Raw genomic sequence first — 16,080 nt, 5'->3', positions numbered from 1 at the left:
TGAGGATTTATTTTCGATCGATTCGATCCCCAACATATGGAGTTCGGTATCTACCCGAATCAGTACGGCGACGAGCGATCCGAGTTCACGTTCGAGGATCTGTTCGAGCAGGTCGATCTGATGGAAGAGGTGGGGTACGACACGGTGGCCGTCGGCGAGCGCCACTTCTACGAGGACGGGTTCTTCGACGTGCGCACCTGCCTGACGGCGCTGGGAGCGCGGACCGACACGCTCGACATCATGTCGAACATCATCATCCTCCCCATCTATCACCCCATCCACCTGGCCGAACACGTCACCACGCTCGACCATCTCACGGGCGGCCGAACGAGGTGGGGACTCTCTCTGGGGTACCGGGAGAGCGAACTGCGCAACTTCGGCGTGGCGATGGACGAGCGGGTATCCCGCTTTCTCGAATCGATCGAGGTCCTCAAGCGGTTACTCGAAGGCGAGCGGTTCGACCACGACGGGAGGCACTTCCAGTTCGAGGACGGCTTCGTCCGTCCGGAGCCGGTACAGAACCCTCGCCCCCGGCTCTGGGGCGGCGGGAGTTCAGCGGTCGCAATCAAGCGCGCGGCGTACCGATGCGACGGGTTCACGGCCGCCGTCACGGTTCCCGAAACCCTCGAACGCGACGTCGAGCGCTACTACGACGCCGTCGAGGAGGCCGGAAAGGATCCCGACGACGCCGACGTGACGATCATGGTCGACGGCTACGTGGGCGAGACCACCGAAGCGGCCTACGACGCGCTCGATCCCTATCTGCTCGATCTCACGGCGAAGTATCTCGAATGGGGCAACCCCGAGTTCGAGGGGCGGCCCGGGTTCGAGGACATCGAGGAGCAGCTTTTGGTCGGGACGCCGGCGGAGGTCGCAGAGAAGGTAGAAACCTACCGAGAGATCGGCGTCAACCACCTCATCTTCCGGACGCAGTTCCCCGGCATGGACCAGGAGACCGCTCTGGCGAGCATTCGACGGTTCGGTGAGGAGGTCATGCCGGAGTTTCAGTGATGAGCTCGTACCGGCGTTTCGGCGACGAGGTCGTGCCGGAGTTCCGCGGACCGCCCGCGACAATCGTGACTGGCTTCTGATAGCGAACCGTTCGAGTCCACCGGTTCTCCAACGAGGGCGGAAGGCGTAACCGAGCGGAGGCGGGGGTCGTTCCGACTCACCGGAGAAGCGTATCCCGGACGGCGTCCGGGTCATCGCTGATGTGGGTCGTCCGCACGTCATCGCTCGTGGGCTCCTTCAGTCCGTGGCCGGTGACCAGTGCGACGGCCACGTCATCCGGTCCGACGGCGGTACACTCGGCGAGGGCGGCCACGCTCGCCGCGCTGGCGGGCTCCGCGTACACGCCCTCCCGAGCGGCGAGCCGGGCGTGCCACTCGTGAATCCGATCGTCGGGAAGGGCGACCGCCGCCCCGCCGCTTTCGAGTACGGCTCGTCGGGTGTGTTCGCCGTCCTCCGGGTATCCCCGAAGCGGATCGGCGATCGCGCCGACGGCCGTCGTGATCGGCCCCGTCCACTCCGACACCGGCTCGCCGCGCTCGAACGCCCGGACGATCGGGTGACACCCCCGCGCCTGGACGCAGAGCATGCGCGGAGCGGACTCGGTGAGCCCCGCCTCGCGCAGTTCTTCGAACCCGGCGTAGGTGCCGCCGAGTAGCGGCCCCGCGCCGACCGGCACCGAGACCCAGTCGGGAACGGTTCCAAGCTGCCGGACGAGTTCGAACGCCACCGTTCGGTTCGCGGAGGCGACGTAGGGGTTCGCCGAGTAGACGGCCGTCGCGTTCAGGACGCGGTCGTCGGCGACGCGCTGACTCAGCGCGAAGCAGTCGCTGAACGTTCCCTCGACGGTGAACAGGCGCGCGCCCGCCGCCGCTGCCTGCGTCAGTTTCGCTGTCGACGTTCCCTCGGGGAGGAGGACGGCGCAGGGAACGGAGGCGCGCGCGGCGTACGTCGCCACGCTCGTCGCGGTGTTCCCGGTGCTGGCGACGACGACCGCCTCGAAGGACGTGTCGTCCGAGCGCACGTGAGAGAGCGCCAGCGCGCTCCCCCGGTCTTTGAACGAGCACGACGGATTGAGCGACTCCAGCTTCGCGTGCGTGGCGTCGGGCAGCGGCCCGTCCGTGAGCCCGACCAGCGGCGTCTCTCCCTCTCCCAGCTCGACGCGGGATTCGACTTCCGGGAGCGCGGCCCGGGCGTCGCCCGCGACCGCAGCCCGCAGCGCGTCCGCGTTCGACTCCCGGTAGCGGACGAAGCCGCCGCACGCCGGACAGACGGCTACCGGTGACGGTTGCCGCTCGCCGCAGGCGGTGCAAACGAACGGCATCTACAGGAGCGCGGCTTCCGTCCGCGGGTCGAAGAGGTGGAGTCGGTCGACCTCGACCGCGACGGTGACCGAGTCCCCGACGTCGACGTTCTCCATCGCCGATTCGTCCGCCGATTGCACCACGATATCGGTACCGATGCCGGTGTCGAGGTAATACCAGTTGAAATCGCCGAACGTCTCGACGATCGTGACCGTGGCGTCGATGGTCGGGGTTCCGTTCCGAGCCGGCGTCGACTCGTCGGTGACGAAGCGAAGCGCCTCCGGCCTCATTCCGACCCGGACATCCCCCTCGTCGACGGTATCGCGGAAGGCGTCGGCGACGTGCGGCGGGATCGTCAACCGGAACGAGCCCGCGTCGAGATACGTCTCCCCGTCGGCGACGAAGGTCGCGTCGAACAGGTTCATGCTCGGGGAGCCGATGAAGTCGGCGACGAACTCGTTGGCCGGATTGTGATACAGCTCCAGCGGGTCGTCGAACTGCTGTAGCCGCCCGTTGTTCAGAAGGAGGATCTCGTCGGCGATCGTCATCGCGTCCTCCTGGTTGTGCGTCACGTGGATGAACGTCGTCCCCAGTTCCTGGTGGACGCGCGCGAGTTCGGTGCGCATCTCGAGCCGGAGACGCTCGTCGAGCGACGACAGCGGTTCGTCGAGCAACAGAAGCTCCGGCTCGCGGACGAGACTGCGGCCGAGCGCCACTCGCTGTTGTTGGCCGCCGGACAGGGACGCGGGCGATTCGCCGAGTTTGTCCTCGATTCGGAGTATCTCGGCGATTTCGGCGACGCGAGCCTGCCGCTCCTCTTTGCCGACGCCCCGCATGCGCATCCCGAACTCCATGTTCTCCTCCACCGTCTTGTGATCCCAGAGCGCGAGGTTCTGGAACACCAGGCTCAGATCGCGTTTCTGCGGCGGTTTGTTCGTCACCACTTCGTCGTTGATGAGTATCTCTCCCTCCGTCGGCGTTTCGAGGCCCGCGATGATGCGGAGCGTCGTCGTCTTCCCACACCCCGACGGGCCGAGTATCATCGTGTAAGCGCCGTCGCGGAACGAGGCGTCGATACTGTCGACGGCGACCACGTCGTCGCCGAATCGTTTGCTGACGTTTTGAAGTGCGACTTCGCCCATGGTCAGACAGCTCCGGTTCCTTTTGCGATCCCCTTGCCGAGGTACTTCGCCATCAACCAGAACAGCGCGAGCACCGGCAGCGTCGCGATGACGCCGACGGCGCTCAGCAGCCCCCAGTCGACGGCGTACGAGCCGAGCAGTTGAAAGAGCGCCACCGGGACGGTGTGGCTGGCCGAGGTCGTCATCAACACGTACGCGAACATGTACTCGCCCCAGGACATGATGAACGCGAACGTCCCTGCGGCGATGATACCCGGCATCGCCTGCGGAATCGTCACGTGGTAGAACGCCTGCAACTCCGTCGCCCCCTCCACGAGCGCGGCCTCTTCGAGTTCTCGCGGAATGTCTTCGAGGAACGCCTGGAGGATCCACAGGCAGAACGGCAACGCGAGCATCGAGTGGAGGACGATCAGCGTCACCGGGTGACCGAGCACGTTGAGCGTCGACGCGAGCTGGTACATCGGGACGATGAGCGCCACGTGCGGGAACATGTACGTCAGGAGGATGAGCCGCGCAGACGCACCGCGGCCGGGGTAGGTGTACCGCAGCACGCTGTACGCCCCGAGGAGCGACGCGCCCGTCGTCAGGATCGTCGTTCCGACGGCGACGACGAGGCTGTTCTTCACCGCATTGAGGAATCCGATCTCGATTGCCCGCTCGTAGTGGGCCATCGTGACATCAGTCGGGATGAGCGTGACCTCCCCGTACAGCAGCGAAGACGGTTCGAACGACGACTTGAGTATCCAGAGGAAGGGAAACAGAAACACGACGATAACTGCGGCGAGAAGCGCGAACCGCGCGAGATCCGCGAGCCGCCGGTAGACGGCGTAGTTCACGCTCACGCGAACTCACTCTCCTTGAACTCGCGCTGTCTGAAGTACAGCGCCACGAACACCACCAGGAGCAGGAACAGGACGACGCTGACGGCGCTCGCCCTGCCGATGTTCCGGAGGTTGAAGGCGACCTCGTAGATGAACACCGGCAGGGTCGTCGTGACGCCGACCGGTCCGCCCTTCGTGAGCAGCCAGATGAGGTCGAAGATGTTGAACGTGAGCAGAAAGCCGATGAGACCGAGGATGAGCAACGAGTCCTTGAGGTGCGGGTACGTCACGTGGTAGAACTCCGAGAAGATCCCCGCCCCTTCGATGCGCGCCGCCTCGTACTCCTCGCGCGGGATCGTCTGCAGAACCGCGAACACGACGAGCGCGACGAGCGGCGCCCACCGCCACGTGTTAATCAGGATGACGGTCGGAAACGCGAGCTCCGCCTCCGAGAACGGGTTCACCGGCGTCGAGAGGAGACCGAGCGTCAGCAACCACTCGTTTACGGGGCCGTACGAGGCGTTCAGCACCCACTGCCACGAGATAGCCGTAACCGCCGACGGGATCACGAACGGGATGAGCATCACCGTTCGGACGGCGTCCCGGCCGAAGAAGTGGCGGTGGAGCAGGAGCGCGATGCCGATTCCGACGGCACCCTGCAGCGCCAGATTGGCGACAGTCCAGACGACGCTCCTCCCCACAACGGCCCAGAACACGTCCTGGCCGATCAGCCAGCGGTAGTGCCGTAGCCCGACGAACTCGTTCGTCCCGATGTTCAGGAAGCTGATCTGGATCGCCCCGAGAAACGGATAAATGAGCGCGATGGCGACGATGACGAGCGCCGGTACCATGAGAGCCATCCCCGTGAGCGTGCGCCGATCCCACGACCGCCGGCCTCGTCGCCAGCGCTCCACCGGGAAGTACTCCGAGATCCCCATCTAAAGCCCCTCGCTCTTGCCGACGCCGAGCACTTCTTGGAGCCGCTGCTGCCCCCACGATGCGGCGGCCTCGGGCGATCGGTCGTTCACGATCAGCTGCTGGACGATCTCGGCGAGCACGTGTGATCCCTCCAGCGTCCCCACGCTGGGAATGTACAGATCGTTCTCGGTGTGGATGTCGCGGAAGCCGTAGATGGACGCGTTCGGGAGAGCCTTGAACTGCGTCCTGACCATGGTCTCGTACTTGCTGATGAGCTCGTGGTTCCAGTACGAGTCGGCGTTTTCGCCGGCCTTCGTCACCGGCAGATAGAGCGTCGGTTCGAGGTTGGCCAGCCACTCCCCGTAGTTCTCCGGGTTGTGCATCCACTGGACCCACGTCCGAATGGCGTCCTTCTTCTCCTCGTTGAACACCATGATGTTGTTCACGTAGTGGACGCTGCGCGACTGCCCCCCCGTCTCGACCGGCGGCTGCTGAATGGCGCCGAAGCTGTCGGCCAGATCCGTCTCCTGCAGACTTCGGATCCACGAGGAGAAGCCGATGGTCGAGTGGGCGTTTCCCTGGAGGAGGGACCGCTCCCACTCGGCCCATCCCCAACTGGTCGCCTCCGACGGGCTGGCTCGATTGAACATCCGCTTGTAGAAATCCAGCGTTTCGACCGTCTCCGGGGTGTCGAACATGATTTTGCCGTCCGGCCCGTACACGTACGCGTCGTTCTCGATCATCAGCGTGTAGAGGTTCTCCGTCGTCCAGAGGTTCTTGTTCGCCGGAAGGACGATTCCGTATCTCCCCTCCTGCGCGTTCGTCGCCTGTGCGGCGCTCTCTAACCACTGCTCCCAGTTCTCGGCCGGCCACGTGTCGATATTCCCGTACGTGTCCGTCCGGAAGTGATCGAGGAAAACCATGTCCCACATCGGGACGCCCCACGTCCCGCCGTCGTACGTGAAGGGAGTGACCGTGTTGTCGTACAGATCGCGTTCGCCGTCGACGCTCTCGACGATGTCCGCGACGTCGACGAGGTCGCCCTGCGACTGGAACGTCATCGTGAACGCCGGGAGGGAGAACATGAAGTCGGGCTCGTTGCCCGCCTCAAGCGCGCTGCTCAGCTTTCCGAACACCTCATCCCAGTTCTGGGGCTCTTGGCGGACCTCGATGTTCTCGTGCTGCTCGTTGAACCTGTCGAGGAAGCGTTTGAACGTCTCTACCCGGTGTGGGACGCTCTCCTGGTGCCAGAAGGTCAGCGTAGTAGCGTCGCCACTCCCGTTCGCCGCACCTCCGTTCGCACCGCCCTGCTGGCCGCCGTTTCCGGTGAACAGACAACCGGAAAGACCGACCGTCGAGGCCAGCCCCGCCGTCGCGATAAACCGCCTTCGCGACGAACGGTGCCCATCACCCTGTGGTGTGCACTCATCCGTCATGGCTAACAGTTCGAAGTAACGCCGAAACTCGGTATAAGTGTTGCGGGCCGTTCGAGAGACGCGAAGCTGAAGCTCGACCGAGCGGGGCGATTCAACCCCCGACCGTCCGACCGGAGTCACCGAAGGCACATTCGGCGCGACCGAGGCGTCAGCCCGTAACTCGCTTGATCGCGGTTTCGATCCAGTCGAGGTTTCGAGTCGGAAGCAGCCCGTAGTTGTAAAAGGAGACGCGGTCGGCCCCCGCGTCGGCAGCGCCTGCAACCAGGTCACAGACCGTCGCCTCGTCGTGGACCGCCGGGTGGCCGGGCAAGAGGCCGGCGTGAATCGAGGCGTCGGGCGCGAGCGCGGCCGCGGTGTGCAGGCGATCGACCGCCTCCCCCCGGGTGGAGACGTACGCGATCACGGTGTAGTAGTCGAGCGGATCCGCGAGCGCCCGGAGATCGGCCCCGTGCATCCACGCGTTTTCGACGCCGAAAAACCCGGTGTAGTACCCGAGCTCCGCTCCGTTCGCCGCGTCGGCGAGCGCTGCGAACAACGATTCGAGCGTGTCGGTCCGCGCGTCGGCGTACGCGCGGACCTCGGGGTTGCTTTCGAACCAGCCAGCGACGTCGACGTCGGCCGGGAGCCGCCCCTCGGCGATCTCGGTGATCGTCTCACGACAGCGTTCCCGCGCGCGCTCTGCGTCGACGCCCGCGAGGCGGGCGTGCTCTCGGCAGTAGTCACAGAAGCAGAGACCGAAGAGGAACTCCCCGAGCGCTCCGAGTTCCGTGTGGTACTTGTCGTGGTGCCACCCGAAGCCGCTTCCGTGGAAGTAGTCGAACGTTTCGAGTTCGATTCTGTCGAAGGTGAACCGGTCGGTGAGATCGCGAACGAGGGCGAGCAGGTACTCCCGGACGTCGGGGTGCGACGGGCACAGGCCGAAGACGAGCGAGTCGCCGAACGGTGTCGTGAGCGTGACGTCGGGGTGACGCATCCCGAGGCGGGAGTTGTGACAGCCGACGGTCCACGAGTTCAGCGTCAGCGGCGCGTCCGCCACCCGCTCGTCGATTCGCGCGACCCAGTCTTCGCCGCTCATCGTCTCGTTCGGGACCGGCGAGAGCCGTCCGTACTCGTCGCCCGGCTGGAAGTACGAACTCGCGCGTGCGAAGAACGTCTTTCGCTCGGGGTTGTGCGGCAGGAACGCCTGTACCGAGTGGTAGTTCGTCGCGAGGTTGAGTTCGGTCACGCCGAGGTCCAGCAGCCGGTCGGAAACCCGTTCGACGCCCTCGTCGAGCACGTCCCAGGGGTACGCCCACATCGCGAAGTCCATGCGTTGAGAACGCATGGCATGCCGCTTACCTGTTACGGTGGCCCGGACACCGCCTTCGCATCGTCGATCGTCAATCACTCTTCGCGCCGCCGAACGCGCCAGTCGCCGCTACCGAGATCCAGCGGACCGCATCGTTAACACGGACTCCCGCGTAGTAACGTGCATGCAGTTGGGAATCGATCTCGGCGGAATGTACGAATCGCCCGGCTACTATCTCGACCGCGCCGAGCGAATCGAGGCGGCCGGCTTCGATTCGCTCTGGTTCGGCGATCACTTTCAGCCGTGGTTCCACGAGGGGGGCCGCGCGCCGTTCGCCTGGTCGTGGATCCCGGCGGCGCTCGAACGCACCGACGCGATCCCGATCGGCGTCTTCGTCACGCCGCCGCTGTACCGCTATCACCCGCTGATCGTCGCCAACGCCGCCGCGACGATCGACGAGCTGTATCCCGGTCGCTTCCGCCTCGGCGTCGGCACGGGCGAACGCATGAACGAGCAGCCGTTCGTCGACGAGTGGCCGTCGTGGAGCGAGCGCGGGGCTCGACTCGCGGAGGCGATGGACGTCGTTCGCAGGTACTGGACGGAGGACGACTTTTTCGACTACGACGGGGATCACTTCTCGTTCGATCCCGTTTATCCGTACGAACAGCCGGTCGCGGACGTCCCCGTCTACTTTGCCGCAACGGGGCCGAAGAGCGCCCGTCTCGCCGCCGAGCACGGCGACCACCTCGTCACTATTGCGAGCGTTCCCGACGTGGAATCGCGAGTCGTCGGCCCGTATCGCGACCACGGCGGCGACGGCGAGGTCGTCTTCCAGATGGTCGGCGGGTTCGGCGACGTCGATCGGTTGATCGACCGAGTCGGGGACTCTTTCGCTTCCACGCTGCTTCCGGAAAACCTCGACGAGTACGACCCGCGGCGGTTACAAGCGTCGACCGACCGCGTGTCGCGCTCGGAGGTCCGCGACGCGTTCCTGTTCGCGGAGAGCGCGGAAGACGTGCTCGCGTGGTTGGACGACCAGGCGGAGAAGGGCGCCGACCACGCCGTGATTACCGACGTGAGCTACGAGCAGGACGCCTTCTACGAGACCGCGGCCGAAGAGATCCTCCCGGCGCTGTGAAACCGTCGGCTCCGCGTCCGCGCGCCCCGGCCGAACCGCGGGCAGCCTCTGATCGTGTGGATCGCTACCAATGTTGAAGTGGGGGGAGCGAGAAGCTACCGCGTATGGAGATCGAACGGGTGACGATACACCGGTACGAGATTCCCCTCGAAGAGCCGTTCGTCACGGCGCTGAAGCCGATTCCGGAACTCGAACGGGTTCTCGTCGAGGTCGAGACGGACGACGGCGTCGTCGGCCTCGGCGAAGGGGCGCCCGCCTACGAGGTGACGGGCGAAACCCAGGGATCGACGGCGGCCGTTCTGGAAGACGTTCTCGCCCCGCTGATCCTCGGCGAGGATCCGATCGACGTCGAGCGGGTGACGCGGCGGATGTGGGCGCTCGTCGACGGCGCGCCAAGCGCCCACGCGGCGATCGAACTCGCCCTGCAGGACATTCGCGGAAAGCGCGCGGACCTTCCGCTGTTCAAGTTGCTCGGCGGGGACGCGGCGGAGGCGACTATCGACGTCCCGAAGGTGCTCAGCATCAAGTCACCGGCGGAGATGGCGGCGGACGCCGTCGAAGCCGTCGAAGCGGGGTACGAACAGATCAAGATCAAGGTCGGCGCCGACCCGGCGACGGATATCGACAGAGTCGCGTCGATCGCCGAGGCGGTCCCGTCCGACGTCAGCCTGAAAGCGGACGCCAACCAGGGGTGGGGTGACGCGAAGACGGCGATGCGGGCCCTCGACGGCATCGCCGAATTCGTCGACGTCATCGAACAGCCGGTGGACAAGGAGAACGTCGACGACCTCGCGTTCCTCCGCGAACACGTCGACGTGCCGGTGATGCCCGACGAGAGCGTCGAGACGGCGCACGACGCCGTAGAACTGGTAAAGCGGGGGGCCGGCGACATCTACAACATCAAGCTGATGAAGACGGGTGGGATCACCGAAGCCGTTCGACTCAACGCGGTCGCCGCGGCCGACGGCCGCCCGACGCAACTCGGATCGATGGTCGAGGGGCACGTCGGGACCGCCGCCGGCGTCCACTTCGTCACCGCGTTCGAGAACGTCGTCTGGAACGAGATGGTCGGCCCCTTCATGACGACCGACGGGATAACCGACCTCGACGCCGACGTGCCTCGCATCAGCGTCGGGGGACCGGGGCTCGGCGTGACCGTCGATCGCGAGCGGCTTCGCGCGCTCCGCAGCGAACGCGCGGTGGTCGAATGACGCGCATCGACGAAGAGTCGTTGGTGAAGCTGACCGGCGACCTCGTCGGACGCCGAAGCGAGAACCCCCCGGGGGAGGAAGCGGCCGTCGCCGACTTCCTCGCCGAGCGACTCGAAGCCTCTCCGGTCCCCTTCGCCGTCGAAACGTACGACGCCGTGGACGGGCGTCCCAACGTCGTCGCGCGGGCGGGGGACTCGGCTCGCGGCACTGTGCTTCTCACCGGGCACACGGACGTCGTCCCGGCCGACCCCGATGAGTGGAGCGGCGATCCGTACCGACTCCGCCGCGAGGGCGATCGCGTCGTCGGTCGAGGCATAGCCGACATGAAAGGGGCGCTCGCGGCCAAGATCCTCGCCGCGGAGTCCTATCTCGCCTCGGCCGACGCGCCCGGGGAAGTCGTGCTCGGCTTCGTCGTAGACGAAGAGTGGGGCGGCCGGGGGACGCGAGCGCTGGTCGCGCGCGGTGTCGACGCGGACTACGCCGTCATCGGCGAGCCCACCGACCTGCAGGTCTGCGTCGCACAGAAAGGCGTCGCGCGCTATCGGATCACCGTCCGCGGTCGGAGCGCCCACTCCGGGCGACCGGACGCGGGGCGCAACGCCATCGAGGGGATGAGCCGGGTGCTGACGCGCCTGGAGGAGTTCGACGGTCGCCTCCGCGAGGAGACGAGCCACCGACTCCTCGATCCGGAGACGGGAACCGTGACCGAGATCAGCGGCGGATCCGCGCCGAACGTCGTTCCCGACCGCGCGACCGTCACCTTCGACTGGCGGTTCCTTCCCGGCGCCGGCGAGACGGCCGAGCCGTTCGACGAGCGCCTGCACGACGCACTCGACACCGTCGAACTCGACGGCCAACCGATCGCGTGTGAGGTCGAACGCATCGTGTTCGCCAGAGCGGCGGAACTCGCGCCCGATCACGACCTCGTCGAGGCGACGGTGACCGCGGCGGCGGACGTCGGCGTCGACAGCGCGCCGGTCGGTTTCAACGCCGCGACGGACGCGCGGTTCTTGATCCACGACGCGGGCGTACCGACCGTGCTCTTCGGTCCAGGGAGCATCGAACGCGACGCCCACACGGTCGACGAGTCGGTTCGGACAGCCGACGTCGTCGACTGTGCGAGAGCCTACGAACGGCTGCTGACGCTGCTCTTCGACTGACGTGACCTCCCGCCGCGTCGGTTCCGGATCGCACCACGGCTGGGTCTACGTCCGGATCGAGACGTTCTCCAACTGATCTCGCCGGGACGTCGGCTCACGTTCGAGACGGAGGGACGTACATCCCTTCGAGCGCCTCGGCGGCCAGTTCGACGCACTCTTGTCCCCCTTCGAGGCGCGGCAGCCCGTGCCCCGGAAGCAGCGCGTCGATGCCGCGTCCGCGCAGGTTGTCGATGTCCGATCGGTACGCCGCGAGAGACGACCCGGGGACGTTGAGCAGACTGATCGACCCGTCGGGGTACACGGCGTCGCCGACGAAGCAGACCCGCCCGTCGTCGGTCTCCGTCAGATAGCACACGTGGTCGGAGGCGTGGCCGCGCAGCGACACGACCTCGAACTCGCGGCCTCCGACCGTGACCGCCGTCCCGGGCACGACGGTTCGGTCCGGCTCGTAGTTCGCGAACTCGTACTCCGCCGGGTACACGCCGTCCCGCTTCGCGGCGACGATGCCGAGTTCCTCCTCGGTCCCCGTTCGGAGCAGAGTGGCGCTCGCTTCCGACGCGATCACCGGAACGCCCTCGCGCTGGAACGCCGGACCGCCCTGGGAGTGGTCCGCGTGGGCGTGGGTGAGGAGCGCACCGACGGGCGCGCCGATCGTTTCCCGCGCGTGTTCGAGGAGCCGCTGCGGCGCCCGGCCGCCGCCGGTGTCGACGAGCACCGCACCGTCGGGCGCCTCGATCGCGTACACGTTGCAGTCGTACCGGTCACTGAGTCGAGCCTCGCCGGATCCGACGAGGGCGAGTGACGACCCGAGTCGCATGTCCGTACCCAGTACGGCCTCGACCGTAGCTTTGTGGGGTCGGCGCGTCGTGCCGACGGGACCCGGTCAAAACGAAATTATATGGCGCTCGGCCCAGAGATAGTTCCATAATGCCCCCAGACTCGTCGGTAGACCTTCCAGCGACCAACCTCGCTGACAGGATCGGAGGCGTCGAGCGGTCGAAGATCCGCGTGATGTTCGACCTCGCCCGGCGATCGGACGACCCCGACCTCGTTCACCTCGAGATCGGCGAACCGGACTTCGACACCCCCGAACACGTCACGAAGGCCGCGTACAAGGCGGCCCGAGAGGGGAACACGCACTACACGTCGAACGCAGGGCTGTCTGCCCTTCGGCAGGCCATCGCGGAGATGTCCGCGCGACGCGACGGAGGTACCGTCGACCCGGAGACGGAGGTCGTCGTCACCGTCGGCGCGATGGAAGCGCTTCACCTGGCGGCGTTAACCGTCGTGGATCCGGGCGACGAGGTCGTCGTCCCGTCGCCGTCGTGGCCCAACTACGAGATGCAGGTGAAACTCGCGGGAGGGAAGCCGGTCCAGACGCCGCTTCCGGACGACAGGGAGTTCGACCTCGATCCCGACCGCGTCGCGGACGCGATCACGAACGAAACCGCCGCCGTCGTGCTCACGACGCCGTCGAACCCCACCGGCCGGGTGTACGACCGAGACGCGGTCGAGGCGGTCGTGGCGGCGGCGGCGGCCCACGACGCGTACGTCATCGCCGACGAGGTGTACCGGCGGTTGACGTACGAGGGGCCCCGGTCGAGTCTCGCCGCGACCACCGAGTATCCGGACCACGTGATCACAGTCGACTCGTGCTCGAAAGCGTACGCGATGACGGGGTGGCGAGTCGGCTGGTTGATCGCCCCCGAGGAGGTCGCGACCGCGGTCACGACGATACACGAGAGCACGACCGCGTGCGCCGCGAGCGTCTCGCAATACGCCGCGCTGGCCGCGCTGACCGGACCGCAGGAACCCGTCGCGGAGATGCGTGAAGCGTTCCGACGGCGGCGCGACTACCTCGTCGAGCGGATCGCCGAGGTTCCGGGTCTCTCCTGCCCCGAACCGCAGGGGGCGTTTTACGCGTTCGTCGACGTTTCGGGGCTGGACGGATCGAGCTTCGACATTGCAAAGCGGCTCCTCTACGATCACGGCGTCGTCACGGCACCCGGCGAGGGGTTCGGTGCCGCCGGGCAAGGCTACCTCCGACTGAGTTTTGCGAACAGCCTCGAACGGCTCGAAACCGGCCTCGACCGCATCGAAGCGCTCGTCGAAAACGAGGGGGAGTCGGGATGATCCGCGTCGGCGTCATCGGGACGGGGTTCATGGGCGAGAACCACGCCCACGCGGTGAGCGACCACCCGTCGCTCGCGTTGGAAGCGGTCGTCGACATCGACGAGGAGCGGGCGTCCGACGTCGCGGACCGATACGGCGCAGCGCGCGCGCTCACCGACTACGAGACGGCGCTCGACGGGGTCGACGCGGTGATCGTCGCGACGCCGGAGTCGGCGCACGCAGAGCAGGCACGGGCGAGTATCGAACGGGATATCCCGCTGCTGCTCGAAAAACCGGTAGCGACGACGGTAGCCGATGCGAAGTCGCTCGCCGAGCTGACGACGGAGACCGACGCGACGGTCGGCGTCAGTTTCGTGCTGCGCTACGACCCCGCGTACGCCGCCGCTCGCAGGGCGGCGGTGACGGGCGAACTGGGTGACCTGGTCAGTCTCCGAGCCAAACGAGGCATCACGATCGAGGAGTCGCGGCGTATCGGAGAGCGGGGTCACCCGCTGTTTTACATGAACATCCACGACGTCGACGCGGTACGCTGGTCCGTCGGCGCGGACGCGGCCGTCAGCCGCGTTATGGGCGTCCAACGCAGGGGAGAGCTGGCCGACGTCGGCGTCCCGGACGCGACCCAGGCGCTGCTCGAGTTCAGCGACGGAACGATCGCCGGCATAGAGGGGTACGGGACGCTGCCTCCCGACACGCCGGGCGGGATCGAAGCCTCGTTCGAGCTCGTCGGCACCGACGGAACGGCGCGCGTCGAGACGCCGAGCGACGCCGTGACCGTCCACGGCGACCGATACGACAGACCGGACACCCGTCACTGGCCGATTCTGCACGGGCGCATGGACGGGGCCGTTCGGCGACAGATCGACTGGTTCGCGAAGGCGATCCAGGGAGAGACGGAGATGCTGGCGACGATCGAGGACGGATATCGCGCCCAGGCGGTGACTCAGGCGATTCGCACGGCTATCGAGAAGGGGCAGCCTATCTCCGTCTTGGTCTCCGAGGAGTGATCCGGGGGTATCACGCGACGGAGGCGAAGCGAGTCGGCAAATCGGCCGTCGGCGGTCACGCGTCCGTGATTTCAGTCCGTCTGTCGCCTCGTCCGTATCGACTCCCAGCCGCAGAAAACCGAGTGCGCGGCGGGTTATTCGTCTGCCGACTCAGACGTCTTCAAGTTCCCCCACGATCGAACGTGCCTCGGATCGATCCGGACGAGCGGCCGCTCTTCGAGCGCGTGTTCCGCGTACTGTTCGTATTTCGCTCGCAGCGCCCGAAGGAGCCCGCGGTGATCTTCGTCGTCCGGTTCGACGAGGGTCGCGGTTCCTCCGATCTGCACCCACCCGAGTTCGCTCCACTCCTCACTGTATCGATCGACGACGACGGCGACGGCCGGCCGTGCGACGATGTTACGCACCCGCTGGAGGTCTTTGGGCGCGACTCGCTTCGGCTTCTCGTCGAGCGCGAACGCGAGTTGCTCGTCGACGAGCGCGTAACAGATCGGAACGACGTGCGGCCGGCCGTTCGGATCGACCGTACCGAGCCGGGCGACACGCATCGCTTCTAAGAATCGCCGTTCCGCCTCGTTAAATGTCATACGTCGGTGGTACTCGCTCGGAGTCGAAAAACCCCTCGTGGAATCGTTTCGGGCACTCGTTCGCTGACGACCGGGCGCATTCCTGTCCCCTCTAGCTCGTCGCTCACTCCCGTGGTCTGCCCAGAAGAGTCTCCGGAAGCGGGTGCAGCAACACCTGTTTCGACTCGATCTCTGGGCGGTGCACGTACTGGCCAACGGTTGTCGCGTTCGATTTACGATGGTTCGTTTACCGCTGAACTACATACGATTTCTCTCCGTTGCGTGATTAGCTGTCCGTGCCAGTGACCCTCTTCCTCGGTGAGTAACGCGACGATCAACGGCGAACTCTGGCACATTGCAATAAAAATTATTGGATTCATCATCTGTTGGATGGAACTGCCGGTACCGATCCGAAAATTTGGTTCCATACCCTAACGTGCTAATTAACTCAGTTCTTTGGGGTTTTGGACCTTTGCGCTACGCAACTTCCAGTAATAATAGTATAATGCGATTCTCGAAATAGCTTGAGATCAAGAGCACGTCAGAATCGTTCTAGATCGGCTAAGACGGGCTTAAAACGATTCATTTACCCAATAGTATTATATATTAATCTGGATATCAAGTCCATGCCTTGACGTGTTATCCAAATATATTTGATCGAAGTACACTGCCGAGTTTACTTTGTCGGCAACCCACCACGGCCAGTTCCAGACGGCGAGGATGGGGGTCGACGTTTGACCCGTCGGTTCGGGCGCTAAGCGGCTCATTGATGCCTGTGCGAGCAGGAGAGCATCGACGGACCGAGCCAGTTCGAGTAACCGTCGGGTCACCAACCGGTCGTGTTGCTCTGCGGCTCGTTCGAGTCTTTCCTCTTCTCTCTGCGCTCAACGGCGATCTGTGAACCACCGCAAAGGCGACCGATACCCCAAATATTTCAGTGGAACGATGCGAGTT

14 protein-coding genes are annotated in these 16,080 nt (G+C 65.7%); 6 read left to right on the top strand and 8 right to left on the bottom strand.

The features are described from left to right. Window positions 1-36 precede the first annotated feature (36 nt). Complete coding sequence (locus tag CNO20_RS09075) at window positions 37-1,011, top strand: LLM class flavin-dependent oxidoreductase (RefSeq protein ID WP_101295836.1); 975 nt, start codon at window positions 37-39, stop codon at window positions 1,009-1,011. Window positions 1,012-1,168: 157 nt separating this feature from the next. Here the strand turns inward: CNO20_RS09075 and thrC are convergent, their stop codons facing one another. The 6 genes from thrC to CNO20_RS09045 all read right to left on the bottom strand — a co-directional run bounded on the left by thrC (window position 1,169) and on the right by CNO20_RS09045 (window position 7,938). Next, complete coding sequence (gene thrC / locus CNO20_RS09070) at window positions 1,169-2,332, bottom strand: threonine synthase (protein WP_101295835.1); 1,164 nt, start codon at window positions 2,330-2,332, stop codon at window positions 1,169-1,171. Next, entirely contained in the window at window positions 2,333-3,454 is a 1,122-nt protein-coding gene (locus CNO20_RS09065; protein WP_101295834.1) for an ABC transporter ATP-binding protein, read from the bottom strand. 2 nt (window positions 3,455-3,456) lie between these two features. After that, window positions 3,457-4,296: a carbohydrate ABC transporter permease gene (locus CNO20_RS09060; RefSeq protein WP_143423167.1), complete on the bottom strand. Its 840-nt coding sequence runs from the start codon at window positions 4,294-4,296 to the stop codon at window positions 3,457-3,459. After that, the gene (locus CNO20_RS09055; protein WP_101295832.1) at window positions 4,293-5,213 is read right to left on the bottom strand and encodes a carbohydrate ABC transporter permease; all 921 of its coding nucleotides are present in this window, start codon (window positions 5,211-5,213) and stop codon (window positions 4,293-4,295) included. The genes CNO20_RS09060 and CNO20_RS09055 overlap by 4 nt, the downstream gene beginning before the upstream one ends. After that, window positions 5,214-6,629: an ABC transporter substrate-binding protein gene (locus CNO20_RS09050; RefSeq protein ID WP_101295831.1), complete on the bottom strand. Its 1,416-nt coding sequence runs from the start codon at window positions 6,627-6,629 to the stop codon at window positions 5,214-5,216. Window positions 6,630-6,777: 148 nt separating this feature from the next. Further along, window positions 6,778-7,938 (bottom strand): alpha-amylase family protein, encoded by a 1,161-nt coding sequence (locus CNO20_RS09045; RefSeq protein WP_101295830.1) that lies wholly within the window; start codon window positions 7,936-7,938, stop codon window positions 6,778-6,780. Window positions 7,939-8,101: 163 nt separating this feature from the next. Between CNO20_RS09045 and CNO20_RS09040 the strand changes: the two genes are divergently transcribed. The 3 genes from CNO20_RS09040 to CNO20_RS09030 all read left to right on the top strand — a co-directional run bounded on the left by CNO20_RS09040 (window position 8,102) and on the right by CNO20_RS09030 (window position 11,426). Beyond that, window positions 8,102-9,055 carry an LLM class flavin-dependent oxidoreductase gene (locus CNO20_RS09040; RefSeq protein WP_158237381.1) on the top strand — a complete coding sequence of 318 codons (954 nt, stop codon included), beginning with the start codon at window positions 8,102-8,104 and terminating at the stop codon, window positions 9,053-9,055. 104 nt (window positions 9,056-9,159) lie between these two features. Then, window positions 9,160-10,266 carry a mandelate racemase/muconate lactonizing enzyme family protein gene (locus tag CNO20_RS09035; protein ID WP_101295828.1) on the top strand — a complete coding sequence of 369 codons (1,107 nt, stop codon included), beginning with the start codon at window positions 9,160-9,162 and terminating at the stop codon, window positions 10,264-10,266. Then, a complete protein-coding gene (locus CNO20_RS09030; RefSeq protein ID WP_101295827.1) occupies window positions 10,263-11,426 on the top strand; it encodes a M20 family metallopeptidase in 1,164 nt (387 codons plus the stop codon). The genes CNO20_RS09035 and CNO20_RS09030 overlap by 4 nt, the downstream gene beginning before the upstream one ends. Before the next feature lie 94 nt (window positions 11,427-11,520). Here CNO20_RS09030 and CNO20_RS09025 read toward each other — a convergent pair whose 3' ends face one another. Next, window positions 11,521-12,243: an MBL fold metallo-hydrolase gene (locus CNO20_RS09025; RefSeq protein WP_101295826.1), complete on the bottom strand. Its 723-nt coding sequence runs from the start codon at window positions 12,241-12,243 to the stop codon at window positions 11,521-11,523. Window positions 12,244-12,353: 110 nt separating this feature from the next. On the opposite strand from CNO20_RS09025, the gene CNO20_RS09020 reads away from it, so the two are divergent. Together CNO20_RS09020 and CNO20_RS09015 are read left to right on the top strand one after the other, a co-directional pair. Next, window positions 12,354-13,559 carry a pyridoxal phosphate-dependent aminotransferase gene (locus tag CNO20_RS09020; protein WP_101295825.1) on the top strand — a complete coding sequence of 402 codons (1,206 nt, stop codon included), beginning with the start codon at window positions 12,354-12,356 and terminating at the stop codon, window positions 13,557-13,559. Then, on the top strand, window positions 13,556-14,563 hold the full coding sequence (locus tag CNO20_RS09015; protein WP_101295824.1) for a Gfo/Idh/MocA family protein: 1,008 nt from the start codon (window positions 13,556-13,558) through the stop codon (window positions 14,561-14,563). The genes CNO20_RS09020 and CNO20_RS09015 overlap by 4 nt, the downstream gene beginning before the upstream one ends. Window positions 14,564-14,697: 134 nt before the next feature. On the opposite strand, the gene CNO20_RS09010 is transcribed toward CNO20_RS09015, so the two are convergent. Then, complete coding sequence (locus tag CNO20_RS09010) at window positions 14,698-15,147, bottom strand: TIGR03668 family PPOX class F420-dependent oxidoreductase (RefSeq protein WP_101295823.1); 450 nt, start codon at window positions 15,145-15,147, stop codon at window positions 14,698-14,700. Window positions 15,148-16,080: the final 933 nt, after the last annotated feature.

The sequence above is a fragment of the Halegenticoccus soli genome (assembly GCF_002844195.1).
Classification (GTDB): Archaea; Halobacteriota; Halobacteria; order Halobacteriales; family Haloferacaceae; genus Halegenticoccus; species Halegenticoccus soli.
The sequence above is the reverse complement of the archived record's forward strand: the minus strand, read 5'-3'. Positions and strand labels throughout refer to the sequence as shown.

Excerpts from the sequence above, each read along its gene's own strand:
- CNO20_RS09075 (WP_101295836.1), top strand. The coding sequence starts at position 37 with ATGGAGTTCGGTATCTACCCGAATCAGTACGGCGACGAGCGATCCGAG.
- thrC (WP_101295835.1), bottom strand. The coding sequence starts at position 2,332 with ATGCCGTTCGTTTGCACCGCCTGCGGCGAGCGGCAACCGTCACCGGTA.
- CNO20_RS09065 (WP_101295834.1), bottom strand. The coding sequence starts at position 3,454 with ATGGGCGAAGTCGCACTTCAAAACGTCAGCAAACGATTCGGCGACGAC.
- CNO20_RS09055 (WP_101295832.1), bottom strand. The coding sequence starts at position 5,213 with ATGGGGATCTCGGAGTACTTCCCGGTGGAGCGCTGGCGACGAGGCCGG.
- CNO20_RS09050 (WP_101295831.1), bottom strand. The coding sequence starts at position 6,629 with ATGACGGATGAGTGCACACCACAGGGTGATGGGCACCGTTCGTCGCGA.
- CNO20_RS09045 (WP_101295830.1), bottom strand. The coding sequence starts at position 7,938 with ATGGACTTCGCGATGTGGGCGTACCCCTGGGACGTGCTCGACGAGGGC.
- CNO20_RS09040 (WP_158237381.1), top strand. The coding sequence starts at position 8,102 with ATGCAGTTGGGAATCGATCTCGGCGGAATGTACGAATCGCCCGGCTAC.
- CNO20_RS09035 (WP_101295828.1), top strand. The coding sequence starts at position 9,160 with ATGGAGATCGAACGGGTGACGATACACCGGTACGAGATTCCCCTCGAA.
- CNO20_RS09030 (WP_101295827.1), top strand. The coding sequence starts at position 10,263 with ATGACGCGCATCGACGAAGAGTCGTTGGTGAAGCTGACCGGCGACCTC.
- CNO20_RS09025 (WP_101295826.1), bottom strand. The coding sequence starts at position 12,243 with ATGCGACTCGGGTCGTCACTCGCCCTCGTCGGATCCGGCGAGGCTCGA.
- CNO20_RS09020 (WP_101295825.1), top strand. The coding sequence starts at position 12,354 with ATGCCCCCAGACTCGTCGGTAGACCTTCCAGCGACCAACCTCGCTGAC.
- CNO20_RS09015 (WP_101295824.1), top strand. The coding sequence starts at position 13,556 with ATGATCCGCGTCGGCGTCATCGGGACGGGGTTCATGGGCGAGAACCAC.
- CNO20_RS09010 (WP_101295823.1), bottom strand. The coding sequence starts at position 15,147 with ATGACATTTAACGAGGCGGAACGGCGATTCTTAGAAGCGATGCGTGTC.